Source organism: Streptomyces sp. NPDC044044 (genome assembly GCF_056434405.1).
In genome coordinates this window covers 68,535-84,522 of the sequence record NZ_JBWKFG010000007.1, presented here as the reverse complement: position 1 = coordinate 84,522, position 15,988 = coordinate 68,535, and the positions used below count along the sequence as shown (strand labels likewise).

Annotated in this window: 13 protein-coding genes; 6 read left to right on the top strand and 7 right to left on the bottom strand. The window is 67.9% G+C overall.

The features are described 5' to 3' along the window. Positions 1-122: 122 nt before the first annotated feature. Positions 123-647, bottom strand: a complete 525-nt coding sequence (locus tag AC07AG_RS25910; protein WP_478758063.1) for a 2'-5' RNA ligase family protein — start codon at positions 645-647, stop codon at positions 123-125. A gap of 513 nt (positions 648-1,160) precedes the next feature. Then, positions 1,161-2,510, bottom strand: coding sequence for a cytochrome P450 (locus AC07AG_RS25905; RefSeq protein WP_478758061.1), 1,350 nt, complete (start codon positions 2,508-2,510; stop codon positions 1,161-1,163). Between the two features lie 668 nt (positions 2,511-3,178). Between AC07AG_RS25905 and AC07AG_RS25900 the strand changes: the two genes are divergently transcribed. Further along, positions 3,179-3,925 carry a dienelactone hydrolase family protein gene (locus AC07AG_RS25900; RefSeq protein ID WP_478758059.1) on the top strand — a complete coding sequence of 249 codons (747 nt, stop codon included), beginning with the start codon at positions 3,179-3,181 and terminating at the stop codon, positions 3,923-3,925. 451 nt (positions 3,926-4,376) lie between these two features. Here AC07AG_RS25900 and AC07AG_RS25895 read toward each other — a convergent pair whose 3' ends face one another. Next, positions 4,377-4,778, bottom strand: a complete 402-nt coding sequence (locus AC07AG_RS25895) for an MmcQ/YjbR family DNA-binding protein (RefSeq protein WP_478758057.1) — start codon at positions 4,776-4,778, stop codon at positions 4,377-4,379. Positions 4,779-5,234: 456 nt separating this feature from the next. Beyond that, positions 5,235-6,452, bottom strand: coding sequence for a low temperature requirement protein A (locus AC07AG_RS25890; protein WP_478758764.1), 1,218 nt, complete (start codon positions 6,450-6,452; stop codon positions 5,235-5,237). Positions 6,453-6,893: 441 nt separating this feature from the next. Between AC07AG_RS25890 and AC07AG_RS25885 the strand changes: the two genes are divergently transcribed. Both AC07AG_RS25885 and AC07AG_RS25880 read left to right on the top strand, forming a co-directional pair. Beyond that, positions 6,894-7,421 carry a ferredoxin gene (locus AC07AG_RS25885; RefSeq protein ID WP_478758055.1) on the top strand — a complete coding sequence of 176 codons (528 nt, stop codon included), beginning with the start codon at positions 6,894-6,896 and terminating at the stop codon, positions 7,419-7,421. A gap of 760 nt (positions 7,422-8,181) precedes the next feature. Next, positions 8,182-8,673 (top strand): NUDIX hydrolase, encoded by a 492-nt coding sequence (locus tag AC07AG_RS25880; protein WP_478758053.1) that lies wholly within the window; start codon positions 8,182-8,184, stop codon positions 8,671-8,673. A 605-nt stretch (positions 8,674-9,278) separates the two neighbouring features. Here the strand turns inward: AC07AG_RS25880 and AC07AG_RS25875 are convergent. Beyond that, entirely contained in the window at positions 9,279-9,884 is a 606-nt protein-coding gene (locus tag AC07AG_RS25875) for a SigE family RNA polymerase sigma factor (protein WP_478758051.1), read from the bottom strand. A 586-nt stretch (positions 9,885-10,470) separates the two neighbouring features. Between AC07AG_RS25875 and AC07AG_RS25870 the strand changes: the two genes are divergently transcribed. Both AC07AG_RS25870 and AC07AG_RS25865 read left to right on the top strand, forming a co-directional pair. Next, positions 10,471-11,226, top strand: a complete 756-nt coding sequence (locus tag AC07AG_RS25870; protein ID WP_478758049.1) for an alpha/beta hydrolase — start codon at positions 10,471-10,473, stop codon at positions 11,224-11,226. Between the two features lie 85 nt (positions 11,227-11,311). Continuing rightward, positions 11,312-12,505: an alpha/beta hydrolase gene (locus AC07AG_RS25865; RefSeq protein WP_478758047.1), complete on the top strand. Its 1,194-nt coding sequence runs from the start codon at positions 11,312-11,314 to the stop codon at positions 12,503-12,505. A gap of 163 nt (positions 12,506-12,668) precedes the next feature. Here the strand turns inward: AC07AG_RS25865 and AC07AG_RS25860 are convergent, their stop codons facing one another. Next, positions 12,669-13,499 carry a hypothetical protein gene (locus AC07AG_RS25860; protein ID WP_478758762.1) on the bottom strand — a complete coding sequence of 277 codons (831 nt, stop codon included), beginning with the start codon at positions 13,497-13,499 and terminating at the stop codon, positions 12,669-12,671. A 321-nt stretch (positions 13,500-13,820) separates the two neighbouring features. Continuing rightward, a complete protein-coding gene (locus tag AC07AG_RS25855; protein WP_478758045.1) occupies positions 13,821-14,690 on the bottom strand; it encodes an AraC family transcriptional regulator in 870 nt (289 codons plus the stop codon). A gap of 436 nt (positions 14,691-15,126) precedes the next feature. On the opposite strand from AC07AG_RS25855, the gene AC07AG_RS25850 reads away from it, so the two are divergent. Further along, positions 15,127-15,732, top strand: coding sequence for a dihydrofolate reductase family protein (locus tag AC07AG_RS25850; protein ID WP_478758043.1), 606 nt, complete (start codon positions 15,127-15,129; stop codon positions 15,730-15,732). Positions 15,733-15,988: the final 256 nt, after the last annotated feature.

Here is a 15,988-nt window from a genome sequence, read left to right as displayed (position 1 = left end):
CGCGACCGTACTCGCCTTGGAGTTCGCGGGGGTGACGGACAAGGTACGTCGGTGCACTGAGCAACCCCGCAAGACTCAGCTTCTGGCAGACCGGCTGAGGACCGATCGTGAACTCCGCCCGGTCATCCGGTGAGCGGCAACTGGGCGAGGACCTGCCAGCCGTCGGGCGAGAGAGCGACCACGTGCACGGCGGACACCTCGGTGCGGATGGGCAGACGGCCGGTGACTAGGCGCGTGATATCGGCGGCGGTGTGGGTCGTTGCGTCCAGCGATACGGTGACGTGTACCGGCGGATCCTGCCCGAACCGGCCGCCGTAGGGCACCTGTTCGGGGAACGCCGTGCGAACGGCGGTGGCCAGGGCATGCAGTTCGGGCACCGGGATGCCGATGAACGCATCGGCCCGCTCGACCTCGGCCAGCCGCAGGGGAATCCGGCCGACTTCCGGCGCGGCCCGCATCAGTACGGCCCGCAACCGCTCCAGCTCCCTCGCGCCGATCTCCTCGGCGGGCAGCCACGGGTAGAGCAGCGTCGCGTGTGCGGGCACACCCGGCCGCACCACCCGCGTGTCCACCTGGGCGGCCAGCTTCAGTAGAGGGTCGGCGTCCGGCAGCAGTGCCAGGACAGCCGTCGTTCCCGGCGCGGGCATGGTCGCCGTCACCCCGCCTTCCGCATCGAGTCCGCCGCAACAACCTGAGCCACAAGAATTCGCGTCCCTTCAGACATGACGACGTTCGTGACCGATCGCTTCGCGTGCTCGAAGCGATCTTCGGCATCGGTCGCTGAGTAGAAGTGTCACCGACAGTGTGCATGCCTGTCACCAGCACATGCCCAACGCTCCCACCGAACCGCTGCGCGTTGACCTACCGTCCGAGGCCGTCTCCCTGCACCAGCACCTCGCCCGCCGTGGCAGGCAGAGCGCCACCGTCACGGATCCGGTGCCGGGTCTCAAGGTGTGGGTGCCTTGAGGAAGCCCGCCGGCCCCGACAATCGATTGCATCGGCGGAGCCAAGCGGTGCGGAGCTGTGCGGGCCGACCGCGCCGGCCTGGCGGCGCGACGTCGGCTGCACAGCGAGCGGCCCATCGGTCACGTGCCCGTTGCGCACGCTCGACGGCAGAGCGATTGACGCGTCTGATGCAGCCCCGAGGGCTCCGGACACGGCTAGCTGGGGGTGCGTGGGTGGAGTGTCATCTGGATGTCGTCCTGCGCCCAGAGGACGAACCGTTCGATGGGCGTCACCTCGTGGCCCGGCACGGGCCTGAAGCGGAAGCGTTTGAGCAGTACGGCCAGGACGAGTTCGGCCTCGACCATGGCCAGGGCCGCGCCCTCGCAGCTTCGGGGACCGAGCCCGAAGGGGATGTAGGCAAGCCTCGGCCGCTTTGCCACCTCGTCCGGGGTGAACCTCTCGGGCATGAACTTCTCGGGTTCGGGCCAGTAGTCCGGGTTCATGTGCACGGCCCAGAACGGGTAGAAGACCGTAGCCCCCGCCGGGACGTGGTAGTCGCCCAGGACGAGTTCCTCGGTCGTCTCCCGCGCGCCGTACGGGCCGGGCGGGTAGAGCCGCATCGACTCCTTGAGTGTCATGTCGAGATAGGTGAGTTCGCGCAGGTCGGCGTAGTCGGGTGCCGGGCGGTCGCCGAGCACGTGGTCCAGCTCGTCGGCGACCCGTTCCGCGACCTCCGGGTGGCGGCCCAGCAGATGCAGCGTCCAGGAGACGGCGACCCCGGTGGTGTGGTGCGCTGCCAGCATCGTCACCATGACGGTGTCGCGGATGCGCGCGGGGCTCTGGCCGGCCTCGACAAGCGCCCCGATCAGATCGCTCTTGTCTGTACGGCCGCCCGAACCGTGCGCGGCGATCACCTCGTCGACCGTCGCGCGCAGATAGGTGAGGGCCTCGTCGGCCTGCCTGGCCCGCTCCTCTTGAGTGCCGGGGACGGGCACACGGTAAAGGCGTCCGAGATATTCGATGAGTACGTCTTCGAACGCGGAGATGACGCGGTCGGGGTCCGCGGCGTCGCTGCCCAGCGCGAACTGGCAGATCATACGGAGCGTCAGCGCAGTGAGGTCCTTCTGCAGCGCGACTGGCTCGCCGGACCCTTGGTGCCCGGTGGTCTCCCGCACAGTCCGCTGGGCCCAGCGGTCGGCGAGAGCCGTGGCCATTTCGGTGAATCGCGCGAAGTGCCGCTCGTGGGAGGGGCGTCCGGCCAGCACCGACAGCAGCAGTCGTCGCCACGGGGCGTGCTGCTCGGCGTCGAGCACCTGCAGGTTGTCCGCCTCGCACAGCGGGGCCAGAAACTCGAAGAGCTGCTCCGGGCGCTTGTTGATGTGAGCCGTGGCCTCCAGCAGTAGGGGGTCGGCCACTGATACGGCTGTTTCGGCGCCAGGCAGTTGGAACCGTACGACGGGCCCGTACTCGGCATGCAGGCGTAACTGGTAGTTGTGCAGTCCCCCTGCTGCCGTGACGGCGCCGACCCCGCCGTCCGCGCGGGGCTCAGGACCGGGAATACGCATCGCCGTACCTCCTCAGTGACGGATGCTCACGGACGAAGCCTAGATGCGTAAGCCCGAGCAGCTGGCTGTGTTCTTCGGTCGTCCTGGGGCCGGGTCCAGCGGCTGGTCAGGCATTGAGTCCGCCGCAGCCGTGGTCGCGGTCCTTGGAATGGAAGGTCCAGGAGGCGCATTGGTGAGGTGCTCCCGACCCGGCCTCGGCTAGCCGGACTGGGCCGGCAGGAGAGAACCACCGCTCATGAACGCGGCGTGGGGCACCGGTGGACACTGGCGGGCGCGGTGGCGCTCCGCCGGTCGCCCTGCATGGACGTGGTGGAGCTGTGTCGCGTGTGGTGTTGCTGATTGCTGTGTCTGCGCCGCTGGATGGCTCTGTGTTGTCGGGCGTTGGGGTGGTGGGGGATGGTCACATCGAGTGGCTTCGCCGCAGGAGTCTTAACCTCAACTGTAGCTTTAGTGTTGCCTTGTTCCGTGCGGATGCTGTCGTCCGCCGTTGCGGTCGGCTGAGGCTGTGTTGGAGTCCTGCGGGCTGCCCCTCACCCTCACCCTCACGGACGAGGTTTGTGATGGTTCTTGTGAGCCCTCGCCGTATTTTCAGGGGGGATACGCGTGCTGCTCTGCCAGCGGCAGAACTGCGGCCGGACCGGGCTCGACGATCACTACAGTCCAGTCTCATGACGACGACTACGACGATTACGACGCGTACGGTCGAGTACCCGGCCGACGGTCTCACGATGGTCGGGCACCTCGCGCTCCCGGCCGGTGCCGACCGCCGGCCCGCAGTGCTGCTCGGACCAGAGGGCACGGGGCTCAGCGACGTCGAGCGAGGTCGGGCCGATGCTCTCGCCGAGCTGGGATACATAGCGCTGGCCTTCGACCTCCATGGCGGGCGCTATTTGAGCGACCCCGAGGAGATGCTGGCCCGTTGCATGCCACTGCTCTCTGATCCCGACCGGATGCGGGGCATCGGCCATGCGGCGCTCGACGTGTTGCGCGCCGAACCGCGGACCGACCCCGACCGGATCGGCGCCGTCGGCTACGGCACCGGGGGCGCCGTTGGGCTGGAACTCGGGCGCGACGGGGTCAACCTGCGCGCGATCGGCACAGTCAACGCAACCACCACGGGCCGGCCGGGCGAGGCGGCACGCATTCGCTGTCCGGTGTGGGCCGGGGTCGGGTCGGAAGACCCGATCATGCATCCCGCGCAACGCAACGCGTTCACCGCTGAGATGCAGGCCGCGGGCGTCGACTGGCGCCTCGTGGTCTACGGCGGCGCCTTGCACGCCTTCCATCACCCGCCGGTAGACCACCCCACGGTCCCCGGCGTCGGCTACCACCCACAGCACGCGCAGCGAGCCTGGCGCGACGTCGTCGACCTGCTCGCCGAGTGCCTGCCCGTAACGGAGAACCTGGGGGCATGATCCAGACAAAGGGGAAGCTCGGGCCGGTTCGGCGAGGGCGGCGGGGACGTCGAGCAGGATAGCCAGGCATTCCACGGCGTGACGGGACTTGTAATCTCCGCGGTCATTCTCCAGGCCTGGATGGCGTCTCGGACTGGACGACCCTCGACTACGGCTTCCACAACGACTTCGAGTTCGGGGCCAACGACAGCTACGACGTCTACGCGCCGCGGAGGGCCCCTTCAGCGTGCTGGTCGTCGCTCACCGCGTGGGCCTGCCTGTGCACGGAACTCCTGACCGTCGACTGCGCGTACATGGAAGCGACGCCGGCCGAACTGCGGGCCGACCTGGTGGTGGGGACGGCCCGAGAACCCGCAGAACGACGACGGCCCCGCCCGGGCCCCCGCCGCCCCCCGGCCAGGCCGCTTCCGCCTGGATGCCGGGGTATACCTCGTCCAGCAACCGCTCGCGGTCAGCTGATGGGTGGCGGTAGGGCGACCCGGGAGGCGAGGAATTTCGGGGCCATCTCGCGGTAGCTGTCGGTGATCAGTTCGGCTAGCTCGGTCCAGTCGGAGTGGTCACCGAGAACAGCAGCGACGACGTTGTGGCCCCAGCCGGCACGAAGGAACGGGAACCCACCGGCGGTCAGGCCGAGCAGGTCGTCGACGGGTACCCGAAAAGTCATCACGACCAGCTCCTGACCTGCGGCCGCATACGGCGCGTAGACCGGGTAGCGATCCACATCCGGCGTGTAGACGTGGGCGAACGTCCGCGATCGGATCCGCCAGCGCACACCGATCCAGGCCGGTTCCTCGTACGACTCGGGCAGTTGGCGGCAGATTGACCGCAACCGGTTCAGGATCTCCGGCGGCACGTCTCCAGGACTGGACATGGGCCGACCCTAGCGACCGCCCGCGATTCCGCGCCGGACGCGGCTGGACAGGGAAGCCCGCGTGGCAGCGCTGAGCCCCAGTGCCTGGCGTGCTCGGCCTCGGCTACGAGGCTCTGGCCACAATGGACGTGGTGTCGATCCGGAGCGGAGATTTCCCCACTTCGCAGGACGCGCCCCTGGTCACCTGGATCGGCTTGGCGCATTCTCCGTGTACGGATGCGCGTTGGTCGTGGCGATCCGCTCGTACTGGCTGCGGACCCGCTCTCTCCCGAAGCCTTGACCGAGAGTGGCGCCTGTGAGCTGCGGCTGGGAACTGCCGGGCACGGCCTCGGGGGACTTCGGTACAGCGGTTGACGCTGAATCGGTGATCTTGAGTGCCCGGCGTAAGCAGCCGTTCCGATGGCTGGGTTCAGAACCGATCGACATCCCCGCCGATGCCTACGGCGTATCGAGTTCTTCAAGCATCTGCTGTTGGTGGCGATGGCCGATCGTCTCGTAGCCGATCACGGTGATGAATGGCGCGAGCATGACCACGAGCAGGCTCACCGCGATGGCCACGCCGGCGGCGGCCAGGAGGACTGCCGTGAGCAGTACGGCGAAGGTGAGGGCGATCAGAAGGATGTGGAAGCGGTCGGCCGTGGACAGCAGCAGGGTGTGCAGGAGGTAGATCATCAACATGTAGAGACCGACGGGGATGGCGAGGGCGAGGACGACGGCGGTGCCGGAAATCTTGGCGTGGTGTTCCATGTACAGGCCTGCCACGTGCAGCCCGGCGCCTGCTCCGGCGACGCCGATGTACAGGGGGATGTGGCCGTAGCCGAAGAGGTATCCGCGGCCGCGGCGGTGCGCCAGGATGTCGCCGAACGGCGTCATGAAATACATCCACCACATACCGAAGGTCAGGCCCACACCGGCGATGACAACGGCGATGGCGTTCCAGGTCCAGTGCGTGCCGTCCCCGCCCCCCAGGAGGTCGCCGGAGGAGGCGACTGTACCGACGACGCCCTCGCCGAGGACGATGATTGCGAAGAGTCCGTACCGTTCGGCGACGTGGTGCGGGTGCCAGGGGGTGCCGCCCGCGGAGCCCTGCGTAAGCACCGGCAGGACGAGTTCGAGGGCGCCCAGGACGCCGAACGCGGCGAAGACGGCGCTGATCGGCATGTGCACAAAGGCCACGAAGATCCAGCCTGCCTGGACGATCACCGTCCACCGGATGTTGGCCATGCCGACGTCATGGAACGACGGGGACTGGCGGGCGGCGCGCCACCACTGGAGCACCATCGCGATCCGCATCACGACGTAGCCGATGACCATGGCGCGCAGTTCGAGGTGGCCTCCCTCCTCGACGGAGTGGAACATCGCAGGTAGGCCGAGCGAGAACACGACGACGCCGATCATCTGCAGCATCGTCACGGCCCGGTAGAGCCAGTCGTCGGTGGCGAAAGCAGAGGCGAACCAGCTGAAGCTGATCCAGGCGATGCTGATCGCGAACATTGCCAGTACGAACGCGATGACCGCCTCGCCGGCATGCCCCTCGGCGACCATCTCGGCGAACTGGAGCGCTGCCGTGCCGACGGCGACCACGAAGGTCAGGTCGAACAATAGCTCCAGCGGTGAGGCGGTCCGGCCGTGCTCTTCCGGGTCGCGGCCGGTCATGGGGACCAGTCGTCGCGACAGGCCGAACTTGCCGGTCTTGCCGGTGGGTGGTGGCTCGTTCATGGGAGCAGTATTTCTGACGCTGCCCATGCTTGCCCGGCCGCACTGCCGACGCAGAGTCCTCTGGCGACAACGACAACGACGACGGCGACAACGACAACGACGACGGCGACAACGGCGAAACAGGGGTGCTCGCAAAGTTGCCGGTGCGTACTGGCTTGAGAGCGCGGTGCACGAGGCGCCCCAAGTACGCCCCTGCGATCACCCGTCCGTGGCACGGAAGGCTGTCGGAGGGATTCGGCTGTTTGCATGCGTCGATGACGGGGTTCGCCGAGGAATTATCTGTTGAGGTTGGTTCTGGTGTCACCGGGTTCATTCGAGGAGGCGCCTTTTTTTAGGCCGTGTCCGGTGAATCGTTCGGCAAGTGGCTAACCTTCTGCCGTGGACCTTTACTTCGATCCGGTGCCGATGCTCGAGGATGCGCGCGGAGCGTTCCTGGGGCAGTGGTCGTATCGAAAGTGGCTCAACGTGCCTGGACCGTTCTACGGGGCCGATACCGACAACTGCGGCACGGGCCGTATCCATGCCCCAGAGCTGGTTCTCTACGAGGCCGACTACTTCACCGAGTACGTGTACCGGCAGCCCCGGACGCCGGAGGAGCTTCAACGGCTGGTCGATGCGGCGGAGGCTGAGGCATTCTCCGGTTACGGCTGTGACGGCGACACCCAATGGACGCCGACAGCGGTCCGGGAGTGGTGGCGTGACCGAGGGCGGATCAGGGAGTACCTGGCGAATCGGCGTGCCGATTGGGAGGCCGACGACGCGAAGGCCGGGCAAGGTGTGGCCGCTGCAGCCTTGAGCTACGCCGCCTACCTCGACGGCGAGCTGGCGTCGCACCTCCGTGTCTATCTCTTCTGGCTTGAGGAGCGGCGCACTCCCACAGTTGCGGACCGACTGCCGCAACTGTGACGGCAGCCGTGCGTCAGCCGCAGAGCCAGAGACGGATCGCGGCAGCAGTCACCGTGCCGTGGAAGACGTAGGCGCGCTTGTCGTCGCTGGCGGCTCCGTGGCAGGAGTTGCCTGGTCCATCTCGGCTGTACCCATGTCGACTGCGCAGCCTTCGGGGATCTTGTCGCTGGAAGTCGCGCAGGCCGAAGGATCGGCGTCGGGGGAGGCCTGGTTGGCCTGGCGTTGGCTCTTGTCCTGTGCGTCTGGGGTCGAGGTGTCCGAAGACGGGTTGGCCGCCGGGGACGACGAGCAGGCCGCGGAGCCCATCACCGTGCACAGGATCAAAGCAGCGGAAGCTGCAGCAGTACGAGTACGCATGGAAGTCCCCCCGACGCGGACGCGGAGTGTCCGGCCCGCCAGTGGATCAACGATGCCACCTTGAGTCGTGCAGGTGGCGTGGGAGGTGTGAAGAAATTGCAGGCCTGCTTGATGGGTTCGCGGCTGAATCCGGTATTCGGCTCAAGGATGCGTGCTGGGTCTGACGGGCGCTCACGTGTGGAAGCGGCGCTGCAGGTCGAGGGAGGAGCAGCGCGGCCAGCCAGCCGAGGAGCAGGGCGGACGGCCAGCCGTAGGTCGCTCGAGGCATGAACATAGTTGAGCGGCTGAGACCGGGGACGGGCTGCGGGTGACGTCTAAGAACGCGGCGCCGGAGCCGCCACTACGCGCCCAGTGAGGCAGCGTCAGGCTCAAACGGGGAACCTGAGGAAAGGCGGACAACATCATGCCTGACTACGTGAGCGATCTGCGGGCGCTGGTGGGACACAGGCCTCTGATCCTTCCCGGCGCCGCGGTGCTGCTCACCGATGAGGGTGGCCGGGTCCTGCTGCTGGCGCGGGCGGACACCGGAGGGTGGGGCCTGCCCGGCGGGCTGATGGAGCCCGGTGAGCGCCTGGAGGACACGTGCCGACGCGAGGTGCGGGAGGAAACCGGGCTCAGTATCGGCGAGTTGCAGCTGTTCGGGGTCTACTCCGGGGCGGAGCAGTTCTACCGGTACCCCAATGGCGATGAGATCTACAACGTCACCGTCGTCTACCGTGCCGCCCTTCCCCCAGACAGCACACCGCAGGCAAAAGGCCCGGAGAACACCGACTGGCGCCTGTTCCGTCCCGACGAGCCCCCCGCGACGCTCATCGGTCCCGAGAAGCCGATCCTTGCCGACTGTGCCCGGGTCACCGCCCGCGCTACGCCTCCGGGACCCGCTGCAGCTACTTGACCGGCCCGGTGTGCATATAGCTGTGACCTCGCACGTCATGGCGGCGGTGGGACAGAAGCGCCGCCACGCCCCGGCCCCAGCCGTGACGAGCAGCAGCGTTGAAAGCAGGGCAAGCCGCTCGAGTTGCTGGTCACCAGGCGCCACATCCGGAGCTGAACAGTCCGGCTCTCTACGCGACTTGGCGGGGCACGACCCCGGGAGCGGTCCGGTGACCTTCCTGCGAGGAAGAGCGGGAAGGGCGTACGGGAAGGCCGCTCGGGGAAGGGCGTGCGGCAGACAGCCGCAGCTCCGGCTGGTCTACGGGGCGATAGGTCTGGGTGTCTCGTCTGGTGGGGAGGAGGCGGGTGCAGGTGACGTGTTGTGGTGGCTCGGGCCGGCGGGTGGCGGAGTGTCGGCGGGGGCTGACGGGTCGTCCCGGGAGAGGAGCCGTGGCAGCACGAGGAGAGCTGCTGCCAGGGCTGCGGTCAGAACGACTATCGCAGCCTTGCGCAGTGCCGGGTGGGTGACGGTCCGTGCGCGGGTCGATGGCGGGAGGGCCGGGCGGAGAGCGGTGACTTGGTTGGCCCGAGCGCGCAGTGCGGCGCGAAGGCGGTCCTCGACGGCTGTCATGGTGTCTCTTCCAGTCTTCTGGCCAGAGCCGTGAGTGCCCGGCTCGCTGTGGACTTCACTGCACCCCGGGACAGGCCCAGAGTTGCTGCGATGTCCGCTTCGGACATGTTCGACCAGTACCTGAGGACGAGGACCTCCCGCTGGCGCACGGTCAGCAGTCGCAGTGCTCGCAGCACTTCCTGGTGTTCTTCCCTGAGGAGGATCTCTTCTTCCGGTGGTGGTGCGGGGAGGGTGCGCGGGGGGATGTAGGCACGCACGGTGCGCCTCCTGCGCAGCACATCCCTGGAGGTGTTGACCACGCTGCGCCGTATGTAGGCGTCGGGGTCGGCGATGTGGCCGAGCGCGTTGCCGTGTCGTCGGTAGAGGGCTGCGAAGGCTTCCTGGACGACGTCCTCGGCTGTGGGGATGTCGTCGACCAGGAGGACGGCCAGGCGCACGAGGTCGAGCCTGCGGTGGCGGTACAGCCTGTCGATTTCTTCCGACGCTGTGCCGGACAGTCGGCCCACGGAGTCCGATCTGTTTCGGTCGTGGGAGAGGCGGGCCAGTAGCCATCGCCACCGGCTGCGCGGGAAAGCACCTTCACAGGCGGAAACGGCAGCCATCAGCGCCTTCTCCTCGCGGGTGGGCCGTGACGTCCTGATGCTGTGTGTGTCGGCCGTCATCCGGTCCGGGACGCCGCGGGGACGTCGGGCGGATGCTGGCCCGGATGGTTTCCCAGCGGGTGATTTCTGGCATATGTGCCAACCTGTTGCGTGAATCGAGCGGTTCAGGGCGTGCAGGGGGTGCCCTCTACTGAGAAGGACGTGTGAGGCACCGACAGGTTGCAGTTCACCGGGCGGTGCGGGGCATACCGCTGGGGCGCGGCCTGTCCGTCTTCAGCTTCCGGAACTTGATCGTCGCGGCCTGCAACCTCGGGCAGGCCCGCACGTCTGTCAACGCGTAAGGGGTGTTCCGCCCTGGTGCGGACGTGCGTGTCCGGCATGCGCGGGACACGTCGCCGTCGGATGTGCGACCTGAGACCTGAGGAAGACCGTGCTGAATGTCAGAGCTGCTGCGGCCGTCGTGCTGGTGTGCCTGGGCCTGGTGTCGGGCTGTGCGAGCCCGGCCGGCGGGTCCGGGCATGACCCGGAGGCGGGAGCTGCGACGTCCACGGCGCCGTTGCCCTCCGGGGCACGGAGCAGTGAGCCCGTGGCACCGCCGGAAAATGAGCCGGCCTCGTACGAGCCGGGCTCTCCCGACCGCACGGTGCGCACGGCACGGGGGTATCTCGTCAACACGTGCGTGCCCGAGGACCTGAGGAGTAAAGCCACCACGCTGACGACCAGCGATGGGGTGCATCTCTCGGCGCTGGTCCTGGGGGACGGGCCCGACGGCGTTCTTCTGGATCACGAACAGGGCTACAGCATTTGCTCGTTCGTCGACATCGGGCGGCAACTGGCGAAGCGTGGCTATCACGTGGTGATCCCCGAGTACCGCAATCACGGTGCGTCCCAGAGAACGGCCGCCAACGAGCACATCGACCGAGATGCCCGTGCCGGACTGGCGGAACTGCGGCGGGTCGGTGCGAAGCGGGTGTTCCTGGCGGGGGCGTCGTGCGGGGGGACGACGGCAGCGGTCGCCGGCGTTGACACGCCCTTGCGGGTGGTGGGCCTGTTGATGATGTCCTCGCCTGCCCGGTGCCTCGGGGCAGACGGCGTGGCGGCGGTGAGGAAGCTGCGCATTCCGACGCTTCTCGTGGTGTCGCCCGGTGACATGCAGGGCGCGGTGGAGAAGCAGGTCCGTGAGGTCTATGCGGCCTCCGCAGCCGCCCGCAAGAAGGAACTGGTCATCGACGAGAGCGGCTTCCACGGAACGGACATGATCAGGCGGGCAGGTGACTCGGGGGCCGCGTTGCAGGACCGGGTCATCCGGTTCGTGGTGGATTCCTACGCCGCCGCCCGCTGAGGACGGCCTTCACCTGCACCCCGGGCAACGGCCACGAGCGGGACCGGACGGTCCGGGCCGGGGCCCTCTGCTCACCGAGGGAGAAATGATGAAGAGACGCAAACGCACGAGGGCTTCGGCTCGTCTGCTGGGCCTGTCGGCGGCGGTGCTGTCCACCGCCGCCGCAGCCTTCACGTATACGGACGCAACCGGTGCCGCGGCGCCGAACGAGGCGCTGGGACGGAGCACGGTGCCTTCGCCCGGGGCCACCCGGACCGTACGCTACGACCTGGGCGATGAGGCCTGGCATCTTCCACAGACCGGTCAACCGGGCGAGCTGACCGGGGTGGTGCACTACCCCGCCGACCTGGGCACGGGGCGGCATCCACTGATCGTGATGCTGCACGGCTTGCACGACACCTGCGCCGACCGGAAGGCAGACGCAGCGCGCACAGCTGCCGAGCACGATGGTGACGACGCCGCGTATGAAGCTGCCAATGCCAAGCTGTCCGCCTGGCCGTGTGCGTCGGGAACACCCGTCCTGCCCAGTGAGCGCGGATATGACTACCTGGGCCGCAAGTTGGCCGCTGAGGGGTTTGTCGTGGTCTCGGTCGGCGCAAACGGCATCAACGCCTCCTCCGTGACAGGGGATGACAACGCTGCCGTGCGCGCGGATCTCATCAACCGGCATCTGCGCATGTGGCAGGAGCTCAGCTCCAAGGACAAGGGCGAGCTGGCCGGGAAGTTCACCGACCCGGCGACCGGAGCGGCGCGACGCGTCGGCTTCGCCCACCACGTGGACATGGGCAACGTAGGGACCATGGGGCATTCCAGGGCAGGCGCCGGGGTCACCTGGCAGGCGGCTGACAGCCATCGCGGGCAGTGGCCCGAGGGCGTGGAGGTCAAGGCGGTGGCCGCTGTGGCGCCCGCCTACAACGTGATGACGGAGAACATGTCCAACTACGCGATGACCAAGACACCTTTCGCCACCTTCCGGGGAACGTGCGACGGACAGGTTGGCGATGAGGCACTCTGGTTCGCGGCCGACGCGGCCAAGGGAAACCGGAGCGGCTTCTACCGATTCGCGATCCAAGGGGCGAACCACAACTACTTCAACACGCAGTGGTCGCCTCAGAGCCGTCAGGTCGCGGCCTTCGACGATGCCATGCCGGTTGAAGGACACCCCGGGCAGTGCACTGACCGTGAGGGTGCCGCGCCGGCCAGGCAGTTGACCGAAGTGCAGCAGCGCCGTGTCGCCGCCACTTACCTCAGTGCCTTCTTCCGCCGCTACCTCTCGTAGCTTGAAAAGCCGCACTTGGTGTGACTGGGCACCGGATCCGGAGGGCGAGCACGAGACCTGGCGGTCTGTGGCTTCGCTGGCCTGGCCTCGTGTGCGTGGTGAGCTCTCGCCATGGAGAGCTCGCTATGGGCTGTTGGCCCGCAGCGTGATCTTCGACGCTGGTTCAGGTGCCGGTCGTCCGGGCCGAGCGGGGGCGGGCGCGGAGGGCAGGAAGGCGGGCGCAGTCCTCCGCTTCGGCCAGGCTCTCGCCCAGGGTCAGGAGCGAGAGGAGCCGCACCGGCCGGCCGGCTGTGGCAGCGGCCTCCAGTTTGTGGTGGCCATCGAGGAGGAAGTGGGTCAGGCCCCAGTGCGCGGAGGGGGCATCTCCCAGGTCGAGGGCGGGCTGGCACACGTCCAGCGTGGAGATCGCCACCGCTGTGGGGACCGATCCCTGCTCCATGAGCGCGACATACTCCTCGACACGCTCCCTCTCGTTCCACGTCGGGGGGACCATGGGCACGACGAACTCATAGAGGTGGGTGTCCGCGTCGACGGCGGTCTCGAAGGTCCGGTAGTACGGGGTGTGGGGGTACTCGGGCAGGCCCCAGAACTGATCGATGCCCCACGTCGCGACCTGTTCACCGCTGAAGTAGTCACCTTCCTTCCCGGGGATGATCAGCCGGGGTTCCACGCTCAGGAGCAGCGGAAGGTACTCGCCCTCCGGCAGCAACGCACCGAACGCATCGATGACACCGCCGTCGTCCGGGTCGTCCAGTGCGCCGGTGAGCCGTTCCTGCATGCTCTCCAGGGACAACTTTTCTCTCGCGGTTTCCAGTCGGCGAAACAGCAGCGGGCACGTTCCGCAGTAGAAGCTGAGCTCGAAGGCAGGCTCGTCGTCGACCATGAGCAAGCGGCGCCGCGGACCACCGCCGAGTTCCTGCAGTTCCGTATCGAAGTGCAACCGTGCCTCGGAGGAAGGGACGCCGAGACCGCGAGGGTCGCCCGCTTTCATCATCACGGACCGACCGTATGGGACATCGTGGACCGGCTCCACCGAGTACTGAGCGTCTATCTGGCCGGCGGGCCAGCTGCGGCCAAGCAGATACGCAGGGCCAACAACACCGCGGGTCCATCCGCTTCCCAACGCAGTTTTATGGGACCAGCCGTCCGCCACTCCGGTGACCGGCAGCGCCCGCCACACGGTGGGTGCCGCCGGCTTCGACGGTCCCGGGACACCTGAACTGCACAGCTGCACCCGTGGTCAGCCGTGGTGAGCGCTTCAGCCGGCGGAAGCCACAGCTGAAGCGCTCAGCCTCGCTCGATGGTCGTCAGTGCGTCACGCAGGTTCGACGGGAAGCCACAGCTCGCAGGTCGCGGTGCTGAAATCGTCTGCGCGCTCGAGGAACGCGACGATCGAGGGCCCAGGCCGCAGCCGCCATGGGTTGGACGGGAACCACTCGGTCGCGGTCGCCGCCCAAGTGGTCTGCAGGGCCTGCGGATGCGGTCCGCTGGTACGGAAGACCGCCCACAGTCCAGCCGGCACCTCGATGGTGTCGAGCCCGTCCGGGACCGGCGTGTCCCGGCTGAGGGCGACTCCGTGCAGGTAGGTCAGTTCGCTGCCCTCCCTGCCGTCGGGATCGAGGTCGTCGCTGATCTGCAGCAGGCCCTCGGGTTCGGTGTTGCTGAGGCCCTTCAGTCGCAGGTGCTCCTCCATAGGCAGCGCGGCGATGTGTTCCTGGATGTGCGGGTTGACGCCCTGGTAAATGAGCGGAACCCGGGCTGCGTGTCCTACCAGCCTGAACGCAGGGCGGTCGGCGAGGCGGGTGTCCATGGGGAGAATCCCTTCGACGGTCAGGCGGAACCTGAGCTGCGGTTGCGTGCGCAGGGGGCCTCCGTCACGGCGCACGTCACTGGGGCCGGCACCGTGGACCGCTCGGAACGCGCGTCCGAACGCTTCACTCGAGCCGTATCCGTGCCGGACGGCGATGCCCAGCAGGTCCTCCTCGCCCCGGACGACGTCGGCGGCGGCGACGGTCATGCGTCGCCGTCGCACGTACTCCGACAGGGGCATACCGGCCAACGACGAGAACATCCGACGCAAGTGGTACTCGGTCGTACCGAGCGCCACGGCCAAGCCGTCGACGTCGAGCTCCTCGGCGAGGTGCTCCTCGACAAGACCGACCAGCTGGTTGAGTGCCGAGATCACGAGGCCTCCTTTCGACTCCAACCCTGGCAGCACGCATCCCGGCCACACCCGACCGTTGCGAACCGATCCGATCAAGTACCAGGACCGACGCGGAGCAGGCACACACTCCTGGTGCTCAGGGGCGGCCGACGTCTTTGTCCCTGACGAGCTGATGTGAAACGGCGGCCCGTGCCGAGAGGCACCGGCCGCAGCCACGTCCGCCGGGCCGGAGGCCCAGCGCGCCCGCCTGTCCTGCAAGCATTCCCTCATCCACCGTAGTCGTGTTTGCCCAGGTCAGGCCTCGACGCCGACGCCATGTAGCTCGAAGAGTCACGAACCTGTTACTGAGCGTTTCAGCTGGCCTCCGAGCGGTGCACCGGGTCCGGCCGAGCGCGACCGATGAGTCTGGGGCTCGCGGCCGGTCCAAGTTCGTGACACCCCAGGAGAGGACACGGTCATGTCGGAGCTTCTCGTCGACTTCATCACTTCCCTCGACGGCTATGCATCGGGAGAGGGATGGCCCGGTTTCTGGGGCCTCGAGGGCCCGGAGTACCTCGCGTGGCTCGGCAAGCAGCCCGAGTCCACCTACCTGATGGGAGCGAACACCTACCGCCTGATGTCGGGCTTCGCCGCAGGCGAGGTCCCGAACGGACAAGACGAGTTCAGGCCCGAAGAGGAGGCGTCCGTCGACGAGCTCACGCAAGCGTCCAAGGTGGTGTTCTCCTCCTCACTCAAGGAGCCACTGACGTGGGCCAACTCCACACTCGTCCGCGACGACGCCGTCGAGGTGGTCCGCGCCATGAAGTCGAGTGGCTCGGGACTCCTGAGCACGATCGGCAGCCTCAGCCTGTGCCGGTCCCTGCTACGAGCCGGACTCGTCGACCGCTTCCGGGTCGTGATGTTCCCGGTGATCACCGGGGCCACGGGCGAAGAACGCATCTACGACGGCTATCCGGACGTGGCCCTCGAGATGATCGAGCACCGCACCTTCGACGGCCGCACCCAGCTGGTCGAGTACAAGCCCCGCGTGCTCGAGCACCCGCCGCTCGGCGCCCCTGCGTGAGGGTGCTCGGCGGGCGCCGGTCTGAACGGCGCCCGCCGACGCCGGCTCCTCTGCGATGCCCTGCTCGATGAACCAGTCCGGGGCCGGCGGCAGGGCCTGCTCGCCGCGGATCGCTCGGACTCTCGCCGTTTCTCGTCCGCGATCCATGTGCGGGTGCGTGCCAGGTGGCGTTCTGGCGACCCCGATCACGGACGACGCCCGGATCCGCGACATCCCCCCGCCGGCCACACTGCACGTTGCCGTCAGCGCCGACACC